Below are 17,658 nucleotides of genomic sequence, written 5' to 3'. Positions count from 1 at the left end.
TCTTCACCTCGGCAAAATCTGGATTATCCTGTCACTCCATCTTCGAGGAGAACGCGCATGGCATTTCGACTCGCATTCGCTCTTGTTGCCCTCGTCCTTGCTTTCGTGCGCCCGGCTTCGGCGGAAGATCCGGTGGCGGAAGCGCAGAAAATCATCGCTGATCAGATCGAGGCTCTGAAAACCGATGACGCGCGCACCGCCTACTCCTTCGCATCGCCCGGCATCCGCAGCATGTTTCCCGATGAGCGGGTTTTCCTCACCATGGTGCGTGAGAAATACGAGCCGCTTTATCACGCCGTGAACTACGCGTTCGGTCGGTCAAAACTTGTCGGTGGCGGCGAGGTCGTGTTCCAGGAAGTCATTCTGACGGGTCGCGGAACGAAGGATTCTACAGCGATCTACGACATGCGCCTGCAGGATGATGGCACCTACAAGGTGAATGGCGTTCGAATGCTGGCCAAAACCACCAGCCAGGGAATCTGAACTGTTTCGCTCATTGCTCTCATCAATCGCGTCTATCCCGCAGCGGCTGGTCAATGACGCATGCGAGGTTTGGCGCCGAAAGATGCGTAATCGCGAAAGGCTCAAGATCAAGCTGGGCAGTTGAAGGGGTTGCAGCGCCTTGATCAATAATCTTCGCTGGTAGTCGCGCCGCCTTTCGTCCTGAAAGCAGCAGTTTGAGCACCGCAAATGCAAAGCCCGGCGGCACGATCAACCATAGCGCCTTGATGATATCCGGCGAGGCTCGGAAGGTGGCCAGCAGGTCGGCAGCGAGATTGTAATTGTCCATGGCTTTGACGCCTCCCGGTCTACGCGTCTTGAAGGCGTGGAGCGCGGGCAGCCAGTGGACGACCAAAGCCCGCCCACCGACACGCCGCATCGCATCATTTGAAACGGGGGGATGGCGCGCCAAAGGCCAAGTTGCTTGGAAGCCTCTGGCGGCCGGGGAGTTCGAAAATCGCGTACGTACGACTGCCCTGACCTTTAGGTGCAAGCACCTTGGACATGCGTCAGGGCCTCCCCAGCCATAGAAGGTGGAGAGCTTATAAGCCAAGCTCAAGCGCTCAGCCACCAACCGGTGACTGAGAGGACATCTCGTTTAGCGGATGCCAGCCCAACGTACGAGAGGTTTCGACACCCCGGAACCGGCCCGTTACTTCCGGTTCCGCGGTCAGTCTATGCCGCCGAGGTTGCAGCTGCAATTGCAAGATGTGGGGGATTTATTCCGTGCATGCGCATGCAATCAGCCGCTTTACCTTTGGAAGTAAGTTCGGGCGATGCCCATAGGGCGCGGACGCCGCATACCCCCCTCTGTCCTGCCGGACATCTCCCCCTGGAAGCGGGGGAGATCGATTCGTGGTTAGCCCTTCGCTCCAAAATCCTGACTTGTTGGGTGCAGGAAAGTCCCACAACGGAAGATGGGTAGTGAATGTCTACCGTTCTGCCGATCTCCCCCCTTGAGGGGGAGATGTCCGGCAGGACAGAGGGGGGTAGAGCCCCGGATAGAGACTGTGCGAGATGCTCGCGCACCATCTCCCGTCAATGGAGCTTTGCTAAGCACGATAGGGCCAGATCTGGAGCGAAGGTCTACCGTTCTGCCGATCTCCCCACTTGAGGGGGAGATGTCCGGCAGGACAGAGGGGGGTTGAGCCCCGGATAAAGACCGTGCGACATGCTCGCGCACCATCTCCCGTCAATGGAGTTTTGCTAAGCACGATAGGGCCAGATCTGGAGCGAAGGTCTACCGTTCTGCCGATCTCCCCCCTTGAGGGGGAGATGTCCGGCAGGACAGAGGGGGGTTAAGCCCCGGATAAAGGCTGTGCGAGATGCTCGCGCACCATCTCCCGTCAATGGAGTTTTGCTCCACACGATAGGGCCAGATCTGAAGCGAAGGGCTAGCCACGAATCGATCTCCCCCCTTGAGGGGGGAGATGTCCGGCAGGACAGAGGGGGGGGGCAAGCCCCGGATAAAGACTGTGCGAGATGCTCGCGCACCATCTCTCGTCGATGGAGTTTTGCTAGGCACGATAGGGTCAGATCTGGAGCGAAGGGCTACCCACGGATCGATCTCCCCCCTTGAGGGGGAGATGTCCGGCAGGACAGAGGGGGGTTAAGCCCCGGATAAAGACTGTGCGTCGAGCACTCAAGTCCGATCCGACCCACCTACGTTCGAAAAAATCGTCGCCGTCTCAAATATTTTTCGCCCCTCACTCCGCCACCCTATTCCACTCATGTTTCACTACTCCCGTTCCGCAACGGTTACACCGGCAGGCGTGCTGGCGATGCGGGACCGGCGCGGGCGTGAAGGGGTAGACGCAAAACCTTCACCTCCGGGTTCGCGGAAAATGGTCTCCCTCTGACGACACGGGGGAAATGGCAGGGCATCGGATCTAACCCTCCATTTCATCTCCGAACTGGCGCGTCAGGCGTGCCTGTGTGGCACACATGGGGAATGGTGGTTTGGGCTTCGCCGCTTGTGGTCCGTCCGGTTTCATCGGGCAGGCGGCGGTTAAAGGGCTCAAATCATCATTCTAGGCAGAGAGACCGAAGTCGCGAGCATAAACCGCTGAACGGGGCGCTGAGAGGTGTCACTTACTACTACCATATCGAGGCAGCTTTCAGTGCCCCGACCGCATACCCCGTACCCCTGACACGGATACGGCCCGAACTGACCCTCACACCACGGGCAGGTTCTGCCGCGTGAGCGCGAAGTCGCGTCTGCTCTTTGACAATCGGTCTCAGACTTATCAATCGTCGCCGCGCGCCCAGGCTTCCTGCGTTTCAGCCATGAAATCCTCGAAGCGCCCTTCGGCAATCGACTTGCGAATGCCCTGCATCAGCTCCTGATAATAGGAAAGATTGTTCCAGGAGAGCAGCATGCCGCCGAGCGCTTCATTGGAGCGCACGAGGTGGTGCAGATAGGCGCGGGAATAATCGCGCGTCGCCGGGCAGCTGGATTGTTCGTCCAGCGGACGCATGTCCTCGGCGTGCTTGGCGTTGCGGATGTTGACCTTACCCTTGCGGGTGAAGGCCAGACCGTGGCGACCGGACCGGGTCGGCATGACACAGTCGAACATGTCGATACCGCGTGCCACCGATTTGATGATATCGTCCGGCGTACCGACGCCCATCAAGTACCGCGGCTTCTCGGTAGGCAAGACCGGCAGCGTGATGTTCAGCATGTCAAGCATGACATCCTGCGGCTCGCCAACGGCCAGACCGCCCACCGCATAGCCCTTCAGGTCGAGCTGTTTCAGGCCTTCGGCCGAACGAATACGCAGGTTTGGCTGATCACCGCCTTGCACGATACCGAACATGGCCTTGCCAGGCTGGTTGCCGAAGGCCACCCGGCAGCGTTCTGCCCAGCGCAAGGACAACTCCATGGCGCGTTCGATTTCCTTCGGCTCAGCCGGAAGCGCCACGCATTCATCAAGCTGCATCTGGATATCGGAATCCAGCAGGCCTTGGATCTCGATGGAGCGTTCCGGCGACATATGATGCAGCGAGCCATCGATATGGCTCTTGAAGGTCACGCCCTGCTCATCCAGCTTGCGCAGGCCGGAAAGCGACATGACCTGGAAGCCGCCGGAATCGGTGAGGATCGGTTCCGGCCAGCGGATCAGTTCGTGCAGGCCACCAAGGCGCGCCACCCGCTCCGCGCCGGGGCGAAGCATCAGGTGATAGGTGTTGCCGAGAATAATATCGGCACCGGCGTCCCGCACCTGATCCAGATACATGGCCTTGACCGTGCCAACCGTACCGACAGGCATGAAGGCGGGCGTACGGATGGTGCCGCGCGGCATGGTAATTTCGCCAAGCCGCGCCTTGCCGTCAGTGGCCTTGAGGTTGAACGTGAAGTTCTCGGTCATCGTGAATCGTTCCGGAAAAGCAGGCTGGAATCGCCATAGGAATAGAAGCGATAGCCTGTGGAAATCGCATGATCGTAAGCCGCGCGCATCGTCTCGTAACCGGCAAAAGCGGAAACGAGCATAAACAGCGTCGAGCGCGGCAGGTGGAAATTGGTCATCAGCGCATCGATGATCTTGAAGCGGTAGCCGGGCGTGATGAAGATATCCGTCGCGCCGCTCCAGGCCTTCAGGCTGCCATCGTCAGCTGCGGCACTTTCCAGAAGACGCAGCGATGTCGTGCCAACGGAGACGATCCGCCCGCCCCTCGCCCGCACCGCGTTCAGCGCATCGGCTGTCGCTTGCGAAACATAACCGATTTCGGAATGCATCTTGTGTTCGGTCGTATCATCCGCCTTGACCGGCAGAAATGTTCCCGCGCCCACATGCAGCGTCACGAAATGCCGCTCAATCCCCGCCGCATCGAGCGCCGCGAAAAGATCCGGCGTGAAGTGCAATCCGGCGGTCGGGGCAGCGACAGCGCCCTCTTCCCGCGCATAAATCGTCTGGTAATCCTTGCTGTCCTGCGCATCTTCCGGTCGCTTGGCAGCAATGTAGGGCGGCAGCGGAATATGCCCCACGGCCATGATTGCCTCATCCAGCGCCGGACCGGACAGATCGAAGCGCAGCGTTACTTCGCCGCCGTCGCCCTTGTCTTCCAGCGTCGCGTCCAGGCTGCCGAGAGCACAGGTTTCCGCCGAATGGCCGAAGTGAATGCGGTCACCGATCTTCAGGCGCTTGCCCGGCTTGGCGAAAGCCTTCCAGACATCCGGCTCGGTGCGCATGTGAAGCGTCGCGGAAACGGCGATATCGGGCGCGCCTTCGCGGGTTCGAACACCTTCAAGCTGGGCGGGAATGACTTTGGTATCGTTGAAGACCAGCGCGTCTCCCGCTCTCAGAAAGCGCGGCAGATCACGCACGATCTGGTCCGACAACACGGTTTCACCCTGCGGCTGAACCAGAAGCAGCCGCGCGCTATCCCGCGGATTGGCGGGCCTGAGTGCGATGTTTTCTTCTGGCAGATCGAAATCGAATAGATCGACGCGCATGTGCAAAGGCCGTTCGTTGGATAGGAGACGCTCAAAATCAGGCACGCTGATAAAGGCATCATCCCAAAAAGAAAAGCGCCCCGGCCACACCGGAGCGCTTCAATTCGCTCACGATGGGGAGATCAGGCCGCGATATCGGCAGCAACCTTCATCGAAACGATGGAGTCCGGATCGGAAACCGGCTCGCCCTTCTTGATCTGGTCGATGAAGTCCATGCCTTCAATGACCTGACCCCAGACAGAGTACTGCTTGTTGAGCCACGGAGCATCGGTAAAGCAGATGAAGAACTGCGAGTTGGCGGAGTTCGGGCTCTGCGAACGCGCCATGGAGCAGGTGCCGCGAACATGCGGAACAGCCGAGAATTCGGCCTTCAGGTCCGGCTTGTCGGAGCCGCCCATACCGGCACGAGCCGGGTTGAAGCTCTCGCCGCCCTTCTTGCCGAACTTCACGTCGCCGGTCTGGGCCATGAAGTCTGCGATTACGCGGTGGAAGACAACGCCGTCATAGGCGCCTTCACGTGCCAGTTCCTTGATGCGGGCAACGTGGCCCGGTGCGAGATCCGGCATCAGAGCAATGACAACCTTGCCCTTTGTCGTTTCCATGATGATGGTGTTTTCCGGATCCTTGATCTCGGCCATAGTCACTCTCCTTCTATGCGGAATGTCCGCCCTTTACTTGCCGACGGTGACCTTGATCATCCGGTCGGGATCTGAAACTTCGCCATTGCCGCCTGCGCCGCGCTTGATCTTGTCGACATTTTCCATGCCGGAAACGACCTTGCCGATCACGGTGTACTGACCGTTGAGGAACGAGCCCGGTGCGAACATGATGAAGAACTGCGAGTTTGCGGAATTCGGATCCTGCGAACGCGCCATGCCAACCGTGCCGCGCTCGAATGGAACCTTGGAAAATTCGGCAGGAATATTCGGCAGATCGGAACCGCCCATGCCGGCGCGGCGGGCGTCAAAACCCTTCGTCAGGTTGCCGAACTTCACGTCGCCGGTCTGCGCCATGAAACCGTCGATCACGCGGTGAAAGGCAACATCGTTATATTTGCCTTCTGCGGCCAGCTTCTTGACCTGCGCCACATGCTTCGGTGCGATTTCCGGCATCAACTGAACGACCACCGGACCATTCTTCAGCTGGATTGTCAGGAAATCGTCGGCAGCCGCAAAGGCTTGTGAAGCGAGCGAGGCTGCGGCCAGTGCGCCAGCAAATGCGAGAGAAAGAAGCTTCATGGTGAACTCCGTTTGAAAAAGATCGTCAGCTTGCGAACCGGGATGCCAAGGCACCTGCGACGCAAGCTGGTACGAACGAGCCTACATCGCCGCCCATTTTCGCGATCTGGCGAACCAATGTGGCCGTTATGGGTCTGGACGAAACACTCGCTGGCAGAAACACGGTCTGGATGTCCGGCGCCATCTGCGCATTCATGCCGGCCATCTGCATTTCGTAGTCGAAATCTGTCCCATCGCGCAGCCCCCGGATCAGCAGGCGCGCATTGTGCGCTCTCGCTGCATGGATCACGAGACCATCGAAGGAAACCACCTCCAGCGAAGCCGCACGGTCCGGCAGAGCCTCCGTCAGCGAGCTGCGGATCATGGCGGCACGCTCTTCGAAGCTGAACAAAGGCACCTTGCCGGGATGGACGCCGATGCCGACAATGACGCGCTCGGCAACATTCAGCGCCTGAACAAGCACATCCAGATGGCCGTTTGTCATGGGATCGAAGGATCCGGGATAGAAAGCGCTCGTCAAGCATACCTCCAGCGTCGCGTTCGCCTTGTGTCATGGACTGCCGCAAATCGCAAGACAGCGCACCCCGCAGCGGTTGAACGCCAGATGAATGCAGCGTTCAAGGCCGTTTCAGACGCCCTCTGGTTAAGTGGGATCATCCAAGGCAGAGGCAAGGACGCCCTGACTGGAGATGGGGAAAACGATGTTGATCTTGCTGATGGCTGTCGCAGTTCTTGTTTCATTTGCTGTGGAACTCGCAATCGAGGCGATCCGTGAGAACTGGAACGAGGTTGAATCCTGAACGCCAGATGAACGGCGCTTTCAGGGTCGCTTCAGAGCCCGTCGTTTAACCATTCTTTCATACTGGTGCGGAACCGGTTCGCGTTTAACGCGTTCTGGTCATGAAAAAGGAATTCGGAGATGTTCGCCAAGAAGAAAACGGCAATGCCGGACACCATTACGATGATCAACCTCGTATGGACCGCCGTTATCGCAGTCATGATGACCGCTACTGTGACACTCTACCAGGACAGAAATGAAACTCAGGCTGTGAAGTACACGCAGCTGACCAGTCAACACTACGGACAGCCCTATTACTGAGAATAGGGCTCCTTGATCAGAAGGGAGATGCCTATGTACGTTACGATGATTGCACTTGCTGGATTGATCAGCACCATGTTTGTAGCGACAGTGGCATCCACCATCAGCGAGTTGCGCCGAGAGCAAGCCAATCTCCGAGCCTTCGCAAAGCGCCATAGCGCCTTCTGAGCAAACAATGATGTTGAGTCTTATTTAGAGGCTCCGGCACGATGAGCGCCGGAGCCTTTTCCGTATCTTACTTCGCGGTGATGAGTGTGACGCGGTCGCCGTTTGGATCGTCCGGGTTCATGGACTTGTTGACCGCGTAAACGCCGCCCTTACCGTCTGCCACCACGTGGTTTGCGAAGGGTGCGACCGGAAGGTTGGCGACGATCTTGCCGTTTGCATCAACGACAGTCACCGTTCCCGCATCGCGGCTGCTGACATAAGCATGCTTCTTGACCGGTTCGAAAGTGACGTTGAGCGAACCAGCGCCCACTGCAACATTGTGCAGCGTCTCGCCCGTCTTCCCATCGAGAATCAGCAGATTATCGCTGCCTTGCCCGGCCACGAAAATGCGGTCGTCGGCTGCATCATACGCGATGCCGATGGTAGAAAGACCACCCTTCACCGGCAGAACCTTGTCCACCTTGCCAGCGACCGAATCGATGATTGCCACCTCATTGGTCGAGAGGCTGATGACGAACACCTTGCCGCTGGCCGGATCGAAATCGATGCTCGCGGGGGAGAACTTCTCGCCGCGAACCTTGGACTCGATCTTCACCGAAGGTAGTTTTTCAAGCGTGTTGGTATCGAAGACAGCAACTTCCGGCTCTCCGACTTGGCTGACATAGGCCTTGCCATTCTTCTCATCGATTTTCACGTCACGCGCATGCTGGGCAAGCCCCGGCTCGAACTGCTTGACCAGCGAAAGGTCTGACTGCTTGTAGACGGCAACTGTGTTCTGGCGGGTATTGGTCACCCAGACCGTCCCCTTTGCATCGTCCACACCCAGACCGTAAACTGCGTGTACACCGCCGTCTTTTGCGTCAGCAGGCTTTCCCCGCGCAACGACTTTCAGCGTCTCAGGATCCAGTTTGAGGATCTCAGATGTTTTGACGGGTGGGCGACCGACCGCGGACGTAACAAAGACCGCATTGCTCTTTTCACTGATGCCGATCTGGTAGAGACCCGGCGAAAGCTTCTCGGACGAAAGCGTGAACTTGTCCTCACCGGACAGCGAGACCTTCGGCGAGATCTTCAGCTTGGTAATGTCTGCGTAATAAGGCGAATCGGTCGTCACGATCAGCGGATAAGTTCCAACGACTGCATTTTCCGGTAGTTTGAATTTGCCTTCGAACTTGCCTTCCTGGTCGGCAGTGAAACCGTTTTCGCTCAGCGCAACCGCACCTTTCAGCAACTGTACCTTTTGCCCCGGTTTGAAGTTCTGCCCCTGCACAGACACTTCCCCGCCCGAGAACAATGGCTGGCCTCGCGTTGCGGAACCAAGCCGGACCTGACCCTTGTAGTCTTTCTCCGGCTGCTCAAAGGCGACCTGCGCAAAGGCGCTGGTCATGCCGAACAACATGGCACTCGTGAGGATTGCCACCCGTGCCACTCCGGTGCGCAGGGTGATTTGGCTTGATCTCGAAAGTTTCGTCATTGGTTTTATCCTGTGATGACTGTGATGGATCGAAGGAAATACGGCATGGGTTGAACCCTGCCCGACAGCTTGAGATGCCTGCGATCAGGCCCGCATAGTCGCGCCACCATCGACATAAAGATCCGTCATGGTGATGTGGCTGGCCTGATCGGACAGAAGAAAGAGGACCGAATGCGCGACATCTTCGGGTGTCGCGAGTTTTTGAAGTGGAATGCCAGTCTTGAACTGCTCCGGCAGTCCCGCAATCACGCGCTCTGCGCCACGCTCGTCTGCCCACATGCCCGTCTGCATCGGCGTGAGGGTGGAACCGGGCGCGACGATGTTGCAGCGGATGCCGTGCGGAGCGAGCTCGAGGCCAAGGCATCGGGTAAACATTGTGGCCGCCGCCTTCGAGGCTGCATAGGCCGCCATTGCCTGCCTTGGAATTCCGGCGGCATTGGAGCTGACTGTGACCATTGCTCCGCGTTTGCGAGGCAGCATGACACGCGCAAGAGCGCGCGAGACATGAAAAACGCCATCCGTATTGACCGCAAAAATGTTCCGCCAGGATGCATCATCCGTGTCTACCACCTTGGTCGTGGACAGTATTCCGGCGACGTTGATCCCGAGATCGATGGGTCCAAGCTGATCCTCTATTTCATTGACCAGCACATCGACGGCCGCACTGTCTCGAACATCGAGTTCAAGCAGCGTGACGTCGCTCGTATGTTCTGGTCCGATTTCAAGCGGATGATTGGCATTGTGATCGGTGGCGACGACATGAGCGCCCGCTTGTACGAGCAGTTTCACGACTGCAGCTCCGATGCCGCCAGCTGCGCCCGTGACAAGAGCGCGTTTTCCCTGAATGCCTGTCAACTGCATCAGGCGGTTCCTTTCTTTTCAAGCAATGTGAGGCTGGACAGGATTTCAGGCGCGATCGTCTGAACAGCGCCGGCCGAGGTCATCTGCGGATGAAGGCATGCGACATCGACTGTCTCGACTTCCGCGCAATAGGCAGCCCAGAGCGCCGGAGTCAGGTTCTTGTCCTTGTGATCCAGCGCTGCGCGGAAATGCGTGAGCGTGCCATCGAAACGTTTGTGGTAGTGTCCCCGGACCAGCCGATTCGTATCGAGGACCGACCGGATAACTCCGTCCAGGGCAGCGTCCGGCAGTCCGCCCAGCGAGCTGCCGTCCTGTTTCAAGAATGCGATGATCGCGTCCTTCGTGATGAGTTCCGGGTGTTCAAGCGGATCATGACCGGCAATGGCCAGCAGCGCCCGCAGCGCTGCCGTTTCATCAGGCTCCGGCTCCGCGCGCCAGCAATCACAAGGATAGCTGTCGAGAAGCGCAACGAGGCCAACATCGAAACCTTGCTGCTGAAGCTCTACGGCAACCGCTTGCGCAAGAATGCCGCCAACCGACCAGCCTGCAAGGTGATAGATGCCTGTGTGGTTCTGCCGGATCAGCTCCGCATAGGATGCGGCAAGCGATGCCAGGCTTTCCGGCGAAGCCGCCTCTTTCGAAAGCCTCGGAGACTGGATGCCGTAGACAGGTCGGCGACCGAGTTGCTGGGCCAGATGACGGTAACCCCAGGCAATGCCACCTGCCGGATGAATGAGAAAGACGGGTGCCAGTGTCTCGTCGCCCCGCACAAGACGGATGATCGGACCGAGCCCCTCGTCGCTTCCTGCTTTCTCCAGCACCTTTGCGAGATCGCAAATGGCCGGATGCTCGAAGATTGCACCAAGGCCCGGATCAGTACCCGTTTCGGTGCGAATGCGCAGGCATAGCTGAACCGCTGACAAACTATCGCCACCCAGCGAAAAGAAGTCGCTCTCCGCGGTCGGATCGCCATCCAATTCAAGGATCTCCTTGAACAGGATGGCCAGAAGCTGTTCCAGCGGTGACGAAGCACGCCGGCCGGCCGAAATATCGATAACCGGCGCTGGCAAAGCGCGGCGGTCAAGCTTTCCGTTCGATGTGACGGGGAGAGCATCCAGCCTGACGAATGCGGCCGGGATCATGTAATCCGGTAACTTCGCAGAAAGGCTCTCGCGCAGGGCCTCGATGGCAAGCGATGGATCTGCAACGACATAGGCTACGATGCGCTTGTCACCCGGTCGATCCTCCCGCGCGATCACGACGGCCTCGCGCACCAGACCAGAGGTCATGATAGCCGCCTCGATCTCTCCAAGCTCGATCCGCAGGCCGCGGATTTTGACCTGATGATCAGACCGACCGAGATAGACTACGGCGCCATCGGCACGAAGCTTTGCCATGTCACCGGTTTTGTAGATGCGCTGACCTTCTATGAAGGGGTCCGGTAGAAAACGGTCTGACGTCAGATCGTCTCGCCCGAGATAGCCTCGCGCCAATTGAACGCCACCGAGGTAAAGATGACCTGCCACACCGGGCGGCAATGGCTGAAGATGATCATCCAGGACGTAGAGTCTGGTATTCCAGACCGGCCAGCCGATAGGCAGTGGCGAAGAGGTATCGGACGCCGATGCCTCCCAATAGCTGACATCGACAGCCGCTTCCGTCGGTCCGTAAAGATTATGCAGTTCGCCCTTGATCAGCCGGTGGAAGCGGTCGCGCTGCTCGGCGGTGAGCTCTTCGCCGCTACAAAAGACGCGTGCGACCTCCAAGCCTTCCACTGAGGGCTCCGCCATGAAAGCGGACAGCATGGACGGCACGAAATGCAGCGTCGTGATGTTTTCGTCGCGGATGATGCGCGCGATAGACAGCGGATCACGATGCGCTTCCGGCGGTGCTACCACCAATGTCGCGCCGCACAGCGCGGGCAAAAAGAACTCCCAGACCGAAACATCGAATGTCGCGGGCGTCTTCTGCAGGATGCGATCTGCTGGGCCGAAACGATAATGCTGACGCATCCACACGAGCCGATTGACGATAGCTCGGTGTTCGATCATCACGCCCTTTGGCTCGCCCGTGGAGCCGGACGTGTAGATCACGTAGGCGAGATTGTCGGTAGTAGCGACCGGCCATTCCGTATGCTGCGCATCTGATCGCCAGCGACTTGGCGGCAGAAGCGCATAGTCAAATAGATCCGCAGCATTCTCTACCCCAAGAATGACCACCGGCTGCGCCGACGAAAGGATGCGCGACAGGCGGTCCTTGGGATGGCTCACATCCAGCGGCAGATAAGCTGCGCCGGACCGGAGGATCGCAAACAGGGCGACGATCAGCTCAAGGGAGCGCGGAAGCGCCACGGCAACGAGGCGGTCCGGTCCGGCCCCTTTCTCGACAAGTTGCGATGCGAGCGCGAGGCTACGGCGATCCAGTTCCGCATAGGTCAGCGTCTGGCCTTCGAAGATAACGGCAGGCGCATTGGGATGCGTGTTCATCGTCCTTTCGATCAACTCGACCAGCGTGACATCTTCAACCGAATGCGAGGTGGCGTTCGCATCGAACAGATATCGTTGGCGTTCATACGGACTGGCCAGCGCAACATCGGCCAGACGCTCCGCCTTCAGAGCGTCTTCAAGATAAGCAATCAGCCTTGCCGAATGCGCTTTGGTGTCCTCTTCGCTATAGAGGGCCGGATTGCTATCCACTTCCATCATCAGGCTGGTTTTGGCATCACCCCGGAACGTGAAGGTGATATCATCCACTGCCCCGGCGCCCAGGATGTGAAGACTGACATCAAGACCATCGAACTTCGGCGGCATGTCGAATGGCTGTACGTTGATCAATGGACCGAACAGCCGACGCTGCCCACCGATCAAGCCCAGATCGCGGCGCAATTGTTCGCTGCGATAACGGCCGTGGCGACGGCAGGCCATGAGGCGTTTCGTGTGAATGACAGCTGCCTCATCAAGCGGCAGATGATCGGTGTTTTCGAACCTTACCGGCAGAACATTCATCAAGGTACAGGGAACGCGCGCCGCCTTGCTTCCGAGCCGACCCATATGCGGCACGCCCGCAACGATCTCGGCAGCCGACGCAAAACGACGGCAATAGGATGCAACCAGCGCCGTTAGAAGATCCGGCCAAGTGACCTTTGCATGCTCCGCTCGCGCTACGAGTACGCCGAAGAGGTCTTTGGATAGAAACCGGGTCTCCCGCCGGAACGAATGTTCGCTTACGGCGCGGCCACCTGCCAGGCTCACCACTTCGGGCAGGTTTGCCAGTTCATGTCGCCAGAACTCGGCATCACGCCGCCGCCTGTCGTCAGAGAGATAAACGGCTCCATCGTCCATTGCCTGGGCGAAAGGCGCAAACGGTGTGCCCCTTCCGGTACCTGACTTCAGGCCTGAGTAGATTTCGCCAACACGGTTGGTCACGAGAACGATCCCGTATCCATCGATCGCCAGATGGTGAATCCGTTCGTACCAGTAATGTCTGTCTTCGCTCAGCCTGAAGAGGGTGAATCGAGCAACAGGGCCTTGGCCAAGATTGACCGGCCTTGCGGTATCCGCCTGCATGAGCGCAAGCGCCGCAGAGGCCGGGTCCGCCTCCGAACGAAGATCTACGATCTCGAGGGAAGGACGTGTGATCGCGTCAAGACGTTGCGATGGGCCGAAAGCACCACTGTGGAATGTCAGCGAAAGGCAATCGGCCTCCTCGACCATCTGCGCGAAAGCGCGGCGGAAAAGGTCGATGTCGAGCTCACCCGCTAATTCGACATATTGGCTGGCGTTGAGGATCGGATTTGAAGGGTCGATCTGCTGAACATACCACAAGCCCGCCTGCGCTTCCGTCAACAAGTGCTCGCCGGATGGCATGGCAGATCCGATAGGCTTGGCCGAAAGGCTGCTCATGCGTTTGCCCGCTTCGCCTCGATTGCCCGCCACCAGCCGTTCAACGTGAACTCCTCGGCAAATTCGCCGAAATCCAGGTCCACGCCCGCTTCCTGCCAGGTGAGGATGAGGTTCATTAGCCGCATCGAATCAAGACCAAGATCCATGAGGTTGTCGTCAAAGCCGATCTCGGAGGGATCTTCGTGAATGATCGCTGCCACATCGGCGCGCATCTTTTCGAGAGTGATGGTCATCGCGTTCTCCTTCACGCTCCAAGTCGGGCGAGAGCCTGCTGCGTGGTCAGCGGAATGCCGCAGCGTCCCGCAACCCAATTGATTGCGAGGTCATGCTGATCGCGTGAAAAATCTGCGAGGGCATCGGCGATGAAAAAGGCTTCGATGTCGCGCTGGAAGGCTTCGGCGGCTGTCATCATGCAGCCGATATGGGCGTAAATGCCGGTCACGATCAGCTGGTCGCGACCCCTCGCCCGCATCATGGTCTCGAGGTTCGAACGCTGGAAAGCACTGTAGCGATGCTTGACCAGAACGAAGTCTGATGCTTCCGGCTGCAGCTCCGGTACAATCGATTGATGCTCCGGTGCAGAAGTCATGCCCGGCCCCCAGAGATCTGCCTGCAAACCGCGATCACGGCGATCCTGATTGCCATTCTGCGCAGTGTAGAAAACCGGAATACCGATCGCGCGGCAGGCCTTTGCCAGTTGTGAAATATGTGCTGTCGCAGGTGTTATGGGCGATGCGTCCGGCGTAAAGGCGTTTACGAAATAGTTCTGCATGTCATGGATCAGCAGAGCCGCCCTCTTCGGCTCCAGCTGCCATGGACCTTTCGGTGTCGGCAATTCCTGCGCTGTGGGCAGCGCATAGGGTGCAATCTTCGGCAAAGCCATCAGTCTATTGTCCTGCTTTCAATTCTTCATCGCCAAGAAACTGGGCTCTCAAGCGGGCCCGCAATTCCTTGCGGCTGACCTTGCCGACTGCCGTCAGTTCGAAGGCGTCGACAAAAACGATCTGATCCGGAACCTTGAAATCCGCGACCTTGCGACTGCGCATGAAGGCTTTCAGCGCTGGACCCTTCGGCTTTTCGCCCTGTGGAATAACGAAAGCGCAGATGCGCTCGCCAAGGAACGGATCCGGTATGGAAACGACCGCTGCGTCAAAAACATTCGGATGCGCCAGCAGGTGGTCTTCCACCTCGTCTGCGGAAATCTTCTCGCCTGCCCGGTTGATGTGATCGGTGGCGCGACCCTGCACCACCAGATAGCCCTCCGGCGTGCGCTTCACGATATCGCCGGTCTTGTAGAACCCGTCTTGTGTGAAGGAACGGGAATTCGCACCCGGATCGTTATGGTAATTGCGGATCGTATAGGGGCCGCGAGTCAGCAGGTTCCCCGCTTCGCCTTCCGCGACGGGATTGCCCTGATCGTCGACGATCAGGATCTCGTCATCCGGAGAGATGGGACGCCCTTGGGTTTCCACGATGATGTCTTCGGGATCATCCAGACGGGTATAGTTCACCAGCCCTTCCGCCATACCGAACACCTGCTGGAGCGTGCAGCCGAGCGTTGGACGCACGCGCTTCGCTGATTCCGGCATGAACTTCGCACCACCGACCTGCAGCACCTGCAAGCTGGAAAGATCATGCTTCGATGAAGGTGCCGCCTGCAGCCACAGAAGTGCGAGCGGCGGAACAAGCCCGGTGATGGTGACCTTTTCCCGCTCGACCAAGGGGAACACCGTCTCAGGGCTGGGCGATGGCGCAAGCACGACGGTGCCGCCCGCGTAGAACACCCCGAGATAGCCTGGCGAACTCATTGGAAAGTTATGAGCCGCTGGCAAAGCGACGAGATACACGCTCTCTTCCGTCAGCTGGCAGATCTCAGCACTCGCCCGGAAGGAGTAAATGTAATCATCATGAGTACGCGGAATGAGCTTCGACAATCCTGTGCTGCCGCCGGAGATCTGCAGGAAGGCGACAGAGGAAGGGTCGGCCGGCTCAAACGCGATGTGCTGGTCGCGCTCGAAGGAGCCAAAGGAGATGAACTCCTGCGCTTCCCCAACGATGATCACGCACTCCAGTTCAGGTCGCTCAAGCTTGATCGACCGCGCAACATCTCGGTAATCGAAACCGTCATGGCTGGCAGCTGTCACATAGGCCGCAGCTTCTGATTTCTGAAGGAAATGCAGAATCTCAGTTTGGCGGTGCGCGGGCAGCGCGTAGACCGGTACCAGACGTGCGATGAAGAGACCAAAAACGACCGAGAAGAACTCCGGTATATTCGGCAATTGCACGACGACGCGGTCACCTGGCTGCAGACCCAGCTTCAGAAATCCGCACGCGGCGACTTCGGCCTTCTCCAGAAGATCGGCATAGGTCCAGCGCTGGTCCCCTCCGACCACTGCCGTGCGCGAACCAAATCGCTCGGCGCGTTCACGCAGCAATGCCGGAAAGGTTTCACCTCGCCAATAACCTTGTTCCCGATAGCGTGCAGCGAAGTCTGTCGGGAAATTTGCCTCAAGCGGAATCATGCAGCAAACTCCTGCAAGGGTCGCCCCTGCTCATCGATGCCGAACGCAGTCAGCATGGCTGTGAACTTGGCGGAAGTTTCTTCGGTTTCCTTGACGGGATCAGACCCCGGTACAATGCCCGCGCCAGCAAAGAAACGTGCACGACGCTCTGAAATTTCTGCACACCGGATGGAGACGTACCATTCGCCATCCTGCTGATCGTCGATCCAGCCGACGGCACCGGCATAGAAGCCGCGGTCATATCCTTCCAGTCGGGAGATCAGATCTGCCGCTTCCCGCCTCGGCAATCCGCAAACGGCGGGTGTGGGATGGAGCAGCGAAAGCAGATCCGCAACCGGCGTAGCGCGGTCCTTCAATCTCGCGACGATCCGGGTTCCGAGATGATGCATGGTGGCCGTAGAGCGGATGGTCGTGCCCTCTGGCGCTGTGATCTCTATCGAATAAGGACCAAGCGTATCGAAAATCATTTCCCGCGTGATGCGATGCTCTCGCTGGTCCTTTTCGGACGCCAGAAGATCACGGGCCGCCTGACGGTCTGCCGAAGGGTCGCTCGAACGCCGCGCGGATCCGGCGAGCGGATAGGAGACTGCCAGTTCAGCCTTCTTCGAGAGAAGCAGTTCCGGAGTCGCTCCGACAAGAGCAGTCGCAGCTTTGGCGGGAAGCGGCGTCCTGAACACGGTCACAGAGGAATCGCGTCTTAGCCGGTTGATGACCTGTCCAACCGGGATTGCAGAATCCGACTGCAGTTCAAGGCTTCTGGAAAGGACAGCTTTTGTTACCTGCGTTGCAGCCGCGGGATCCGTGAGCGCAGCAACGCATCTTGCTACGCTTTCGGCATAGTCTGCGGCGGAAGGGCACGCACGTAGCATCCAGCGCCCGGAGCCGGATGCGGCATCACCACCGGACTTTGCACCCAGCAGGCGACCAATGCGAGCGGGCTGGAACAGGTAGTCCTCGTCGCTGGAAGCAAACGGCACAGCACCGACAAGAAGAGCAGGTCCATCTGACGCAGTCTGGAAGAATTCTGAAACCCGATCGCTCAGGCTATCGGCTGCTCCACGGGGCAGAGTTCGGATCACGCCATGCGCTTCCAGTTCGTGTTCCGGTGCCGAGAGCAGAAACGTATGAGCATTCTGGAATCCAGGTGCCGCAAGGGGCGAAACCAAATCTGTCATCGCGAACTCCTTAGCTGTTTGATCAAAGCGCAACTGACATCAGAACCCGAAGCGGCGGGCGTTAGCAGGCTTGGCCGAGGGAAATGCCGAAACGAAGTCGGGCGATAACTACTAACGTGACTAGGATTGTCAACTTTAATCCGATGAAAACCAGTTAAAAACTATCCACTTTAGAACAGTTTGAAACTGCACGTCTTTTCATAGAGTTAGTCAGAGTACGGCGGCGACAGCGCTGTTTGACAATCAGAGGCTGACGATTGTCAAA

The 17,658-nt window shown here is 58.5% G+C and carries 16 protein-coding genes; 3 read left to right on the top strand and 13 right to left on the bottom strand.

What is annotated here, in order from left to right; all coding sequences use genetic code 11:
- Positions 1–57: 57 nt before the first annotated feature.
- Positions 58–483 carry a DUF4864 domain-containing protein gene (locus G6N80_RS18460; protein WP_165135931.1) on the top strand — a complete coding sequence of 142 codons (426 nt, stop codon included), beginning with the start codon at positions 58–60 and terminating at the stop codon, positions 481–483.
- Between the two features lie 22 nt (positions 484–505).
- Here the strand turns inward: G6N80_RS18460 and G6N80_RS18455 are convergent, their stop codons facing one another.
- The 6 genes from G6N80_RS18455 to coaD form a co-directional block, all read right to left on the bottom strand.
- Positions 506–790 carry a hypothetical protein gene (locus tag G6N80_RS18455; protein ID WP_165135928.1) on the bottom strand — a complete coding sequence of 95 codons (285 nt, stop codon included), beginning with the start codon at positions 788–790 and terminating at the stop codon, positions 506–508.
- A gap of 1,957 nt (positions 791–2,747) precedes the next feature.
- Positions 2,748–3,869: a tRNA guanosine(34) transglycosylase Tgt gene (gene tgt, locus G6N80_RS18450; protein WP_165135925.1), complete on the bottom strand. Its 1,122-nt coding sequence runs from the start codon at positions 3,867–3,869 to the stop codon at positions 2,748–2,750.
- Complete coding sequence (gene queA / locus G6N80_RS18445) at positions 3,866–4,954, bottom strand: tRNA preQ1(34) S-adenosylmethionine ribosyltransferase-isomerase QueA (protein WP_165135922.1); 1,089 nt, start codon at positions 4,952–4,954, stop codon at positions 3,866–3,868. Before queA ends, tgt begins: the two co-directional genes overlap by 4 nt.
- A gap of 122 nt (positions 4,955–5,076) precedes the next feature.
- On the bottom strand, positions 5,077–5,592 hold the full coding sequence (locus G6N80_RS18440) for a peptidylprolyl isomerase (RefSeq protein WP_062554448.1): 516 nt from the start codon (positions 5,590–5,592) through the stop codon (positions 5,077–5,079).
- Between the two features lie 33 nt (positions 5,593–5,625).
- Positions 5,626–6,192, bottom strand: a complete 567-nt coding sequence (locus G6N80_RS18435; RefSeq protein WP_062554447.1) for a peptidylprolyl isomerase — start codon at positions 6,190–6,192, stop codon at positions 5,626–5,628.
- 25 nt (positions 6,193–6,217) lie between these two features.
- A complete protein-coding gene (gene coaD / locus G6N80_RS18430) occupies positions 6,218–6,712 on the bottom strand; it encodes a pantetheine-phosphate adenylyltransferase (RefSeq protein ID WP_165135919.1) in 495 nt (164 codons plus the stop codon).
- A gap of 423 nt (positions 6,713–7,135) precedes the next feature.
- On the opposite strand from coaD, the gene G6N80_RS18425 reads away from it, so the two are divergent.
- The gene (locus tag G6N80_RS18425) at positions 7,136–7,291 is read left to right on the top strand and encodes a hypothetical protein (protein WP_244484722.1); all 156 of its coding nucleotides are present in this window, start codon (positions 7,136–7,138) and stop codon (positions 7,289–7,291) included.
- 33 nt (positions 7,292–7,324) lie between these two features.
- A complete protein-coding gene (locus G6N80_RS23510; RefSeq protein ID WP_280139178.1) occupies positions 7,325–7,459 on the top strand; it encodes a hypothetical protein in 135 nt (44 codons plus the stop codon).
- A 67-nt stretch (positions 7,460–7,526) separates the two neighbouring features.
- Here the strand turns inward: G6N80_RS23510 and G6N80_RS18420 are convergent, their stop codons facing one another.
- The 7 genes from G6N80_RS18420 to G6N80_RS18390 all read right to left on the bottom strand — a co-directional run bounded on the left by G6N80_RS18420 (position 7,527) and on the right by G6N80_RS18390 (position 17,393).
- Positions 7,527–8,933 carry a YncE family protein gene (locus tag G6N80_RS18420; RefSeq protein ID WP_165135916.1) on the bottom strand — a complete coding sequence of 469 codons (1,407 nt, stop codon included), beginning with the start codon at positions 8,931–8,933 and terminating at the stop codon, positions 7,527–7,529.
- Between the two features lie 84 nt (positions 8,934–9,017).
- On the bottom strand, positions 9,018–9,794 hold the full coding sequence (locus G6N80_RS18415) for a 2,3-dihydro-2,3-dihydroxybenzoate dehydrogenase (RefSeq protein ID WP_165135913.1): 777 nt from the start codon (positions 9,792–9,794) through the stop codon (positions 9,018–9,020).
- The gene (locus G6N80_RS18410; RefSeq protein ID WP_246251436.1) at positions 9,794–13,696 is read right to left on the bottom strand and encodes an amino acid adenylation domain-containing protein; all 3,903 of its coding nucleotides are present in this window, start codon (positions 13,694–13,696) and stop codon (positions 9,794–9,796) included. Before G6N80_RS18410 ends, G6N80_RS18415 begins: the two co-directional genes overlap by 1 nt.
- Positions 13,693–13,929, bottom strand: coding sequence for a phosphopantetheine-binding protein (locus G6N80_RS18405; RefSeq protein WP_062554442.1), 237 nt, complete (start codon positions 13,927–13,929; stop codon positions 13,693–13,695). Before G6N80_RS18405 ends, G6N80_RS18410 begins: the two co-directional genes overlap by 4 nt.
- An 11-nt stretch (positions 13,930–13,940) precedes the next feature.
- Positions 13,941–14,579, bottom strand: a complete 639-nt coding sequence (locus tag G6N80_RS18400) for an isochorismatase family protein (RefSeq protein ID WP_165135910.1) — start codon at positions 14,577–14,579, stop codon at positions 13,941–13,943.
- 4 nt (positions 14,580–14,583) lie between these two features.
- Positions 14,584–16,218, bottom strand: coding sequence for a (2,3-dihydroxybenzoyl)adenylate synthase (locus G6N80_RS18395; RefSeq protein WP_165135908.1), 1,635 nt, complete (start codon positions 16,216–16,218; stop codon positions 14,584–14,586).
- A complete protein-coding gene (locus G6N80_RS18390) occupies positions 16,215–17,393 on the bottom strand; it encodes an isochorismate synthase (RefSeq protein ID WP_165135905.1) in 1,179 nt (392 codons plus the stop codon). The genes G6N80_RS18395 and G6N80_RS18390 overlap by 4 nt, the downstream gene beginning before the upstream one ends.
- Positions 17,394–17,658 lie beyond the last annotated feature (265 nt).

Source organism: Rhizobium rhizoryzae (genome assembly GCF_011046895.1).
GTDB classification, from domain to species: Bacteria; Pseudomonadota; Alphaproteobacteria; order Rhizobiales; family Rhizobiaceae; genus Neorhizobium; species Neorhizobium rhizoryzae.
Note: the sequence above shows the minus strand (reverse complement) of the source record. Positions and strands in the feature narration are given on the sequence as shown.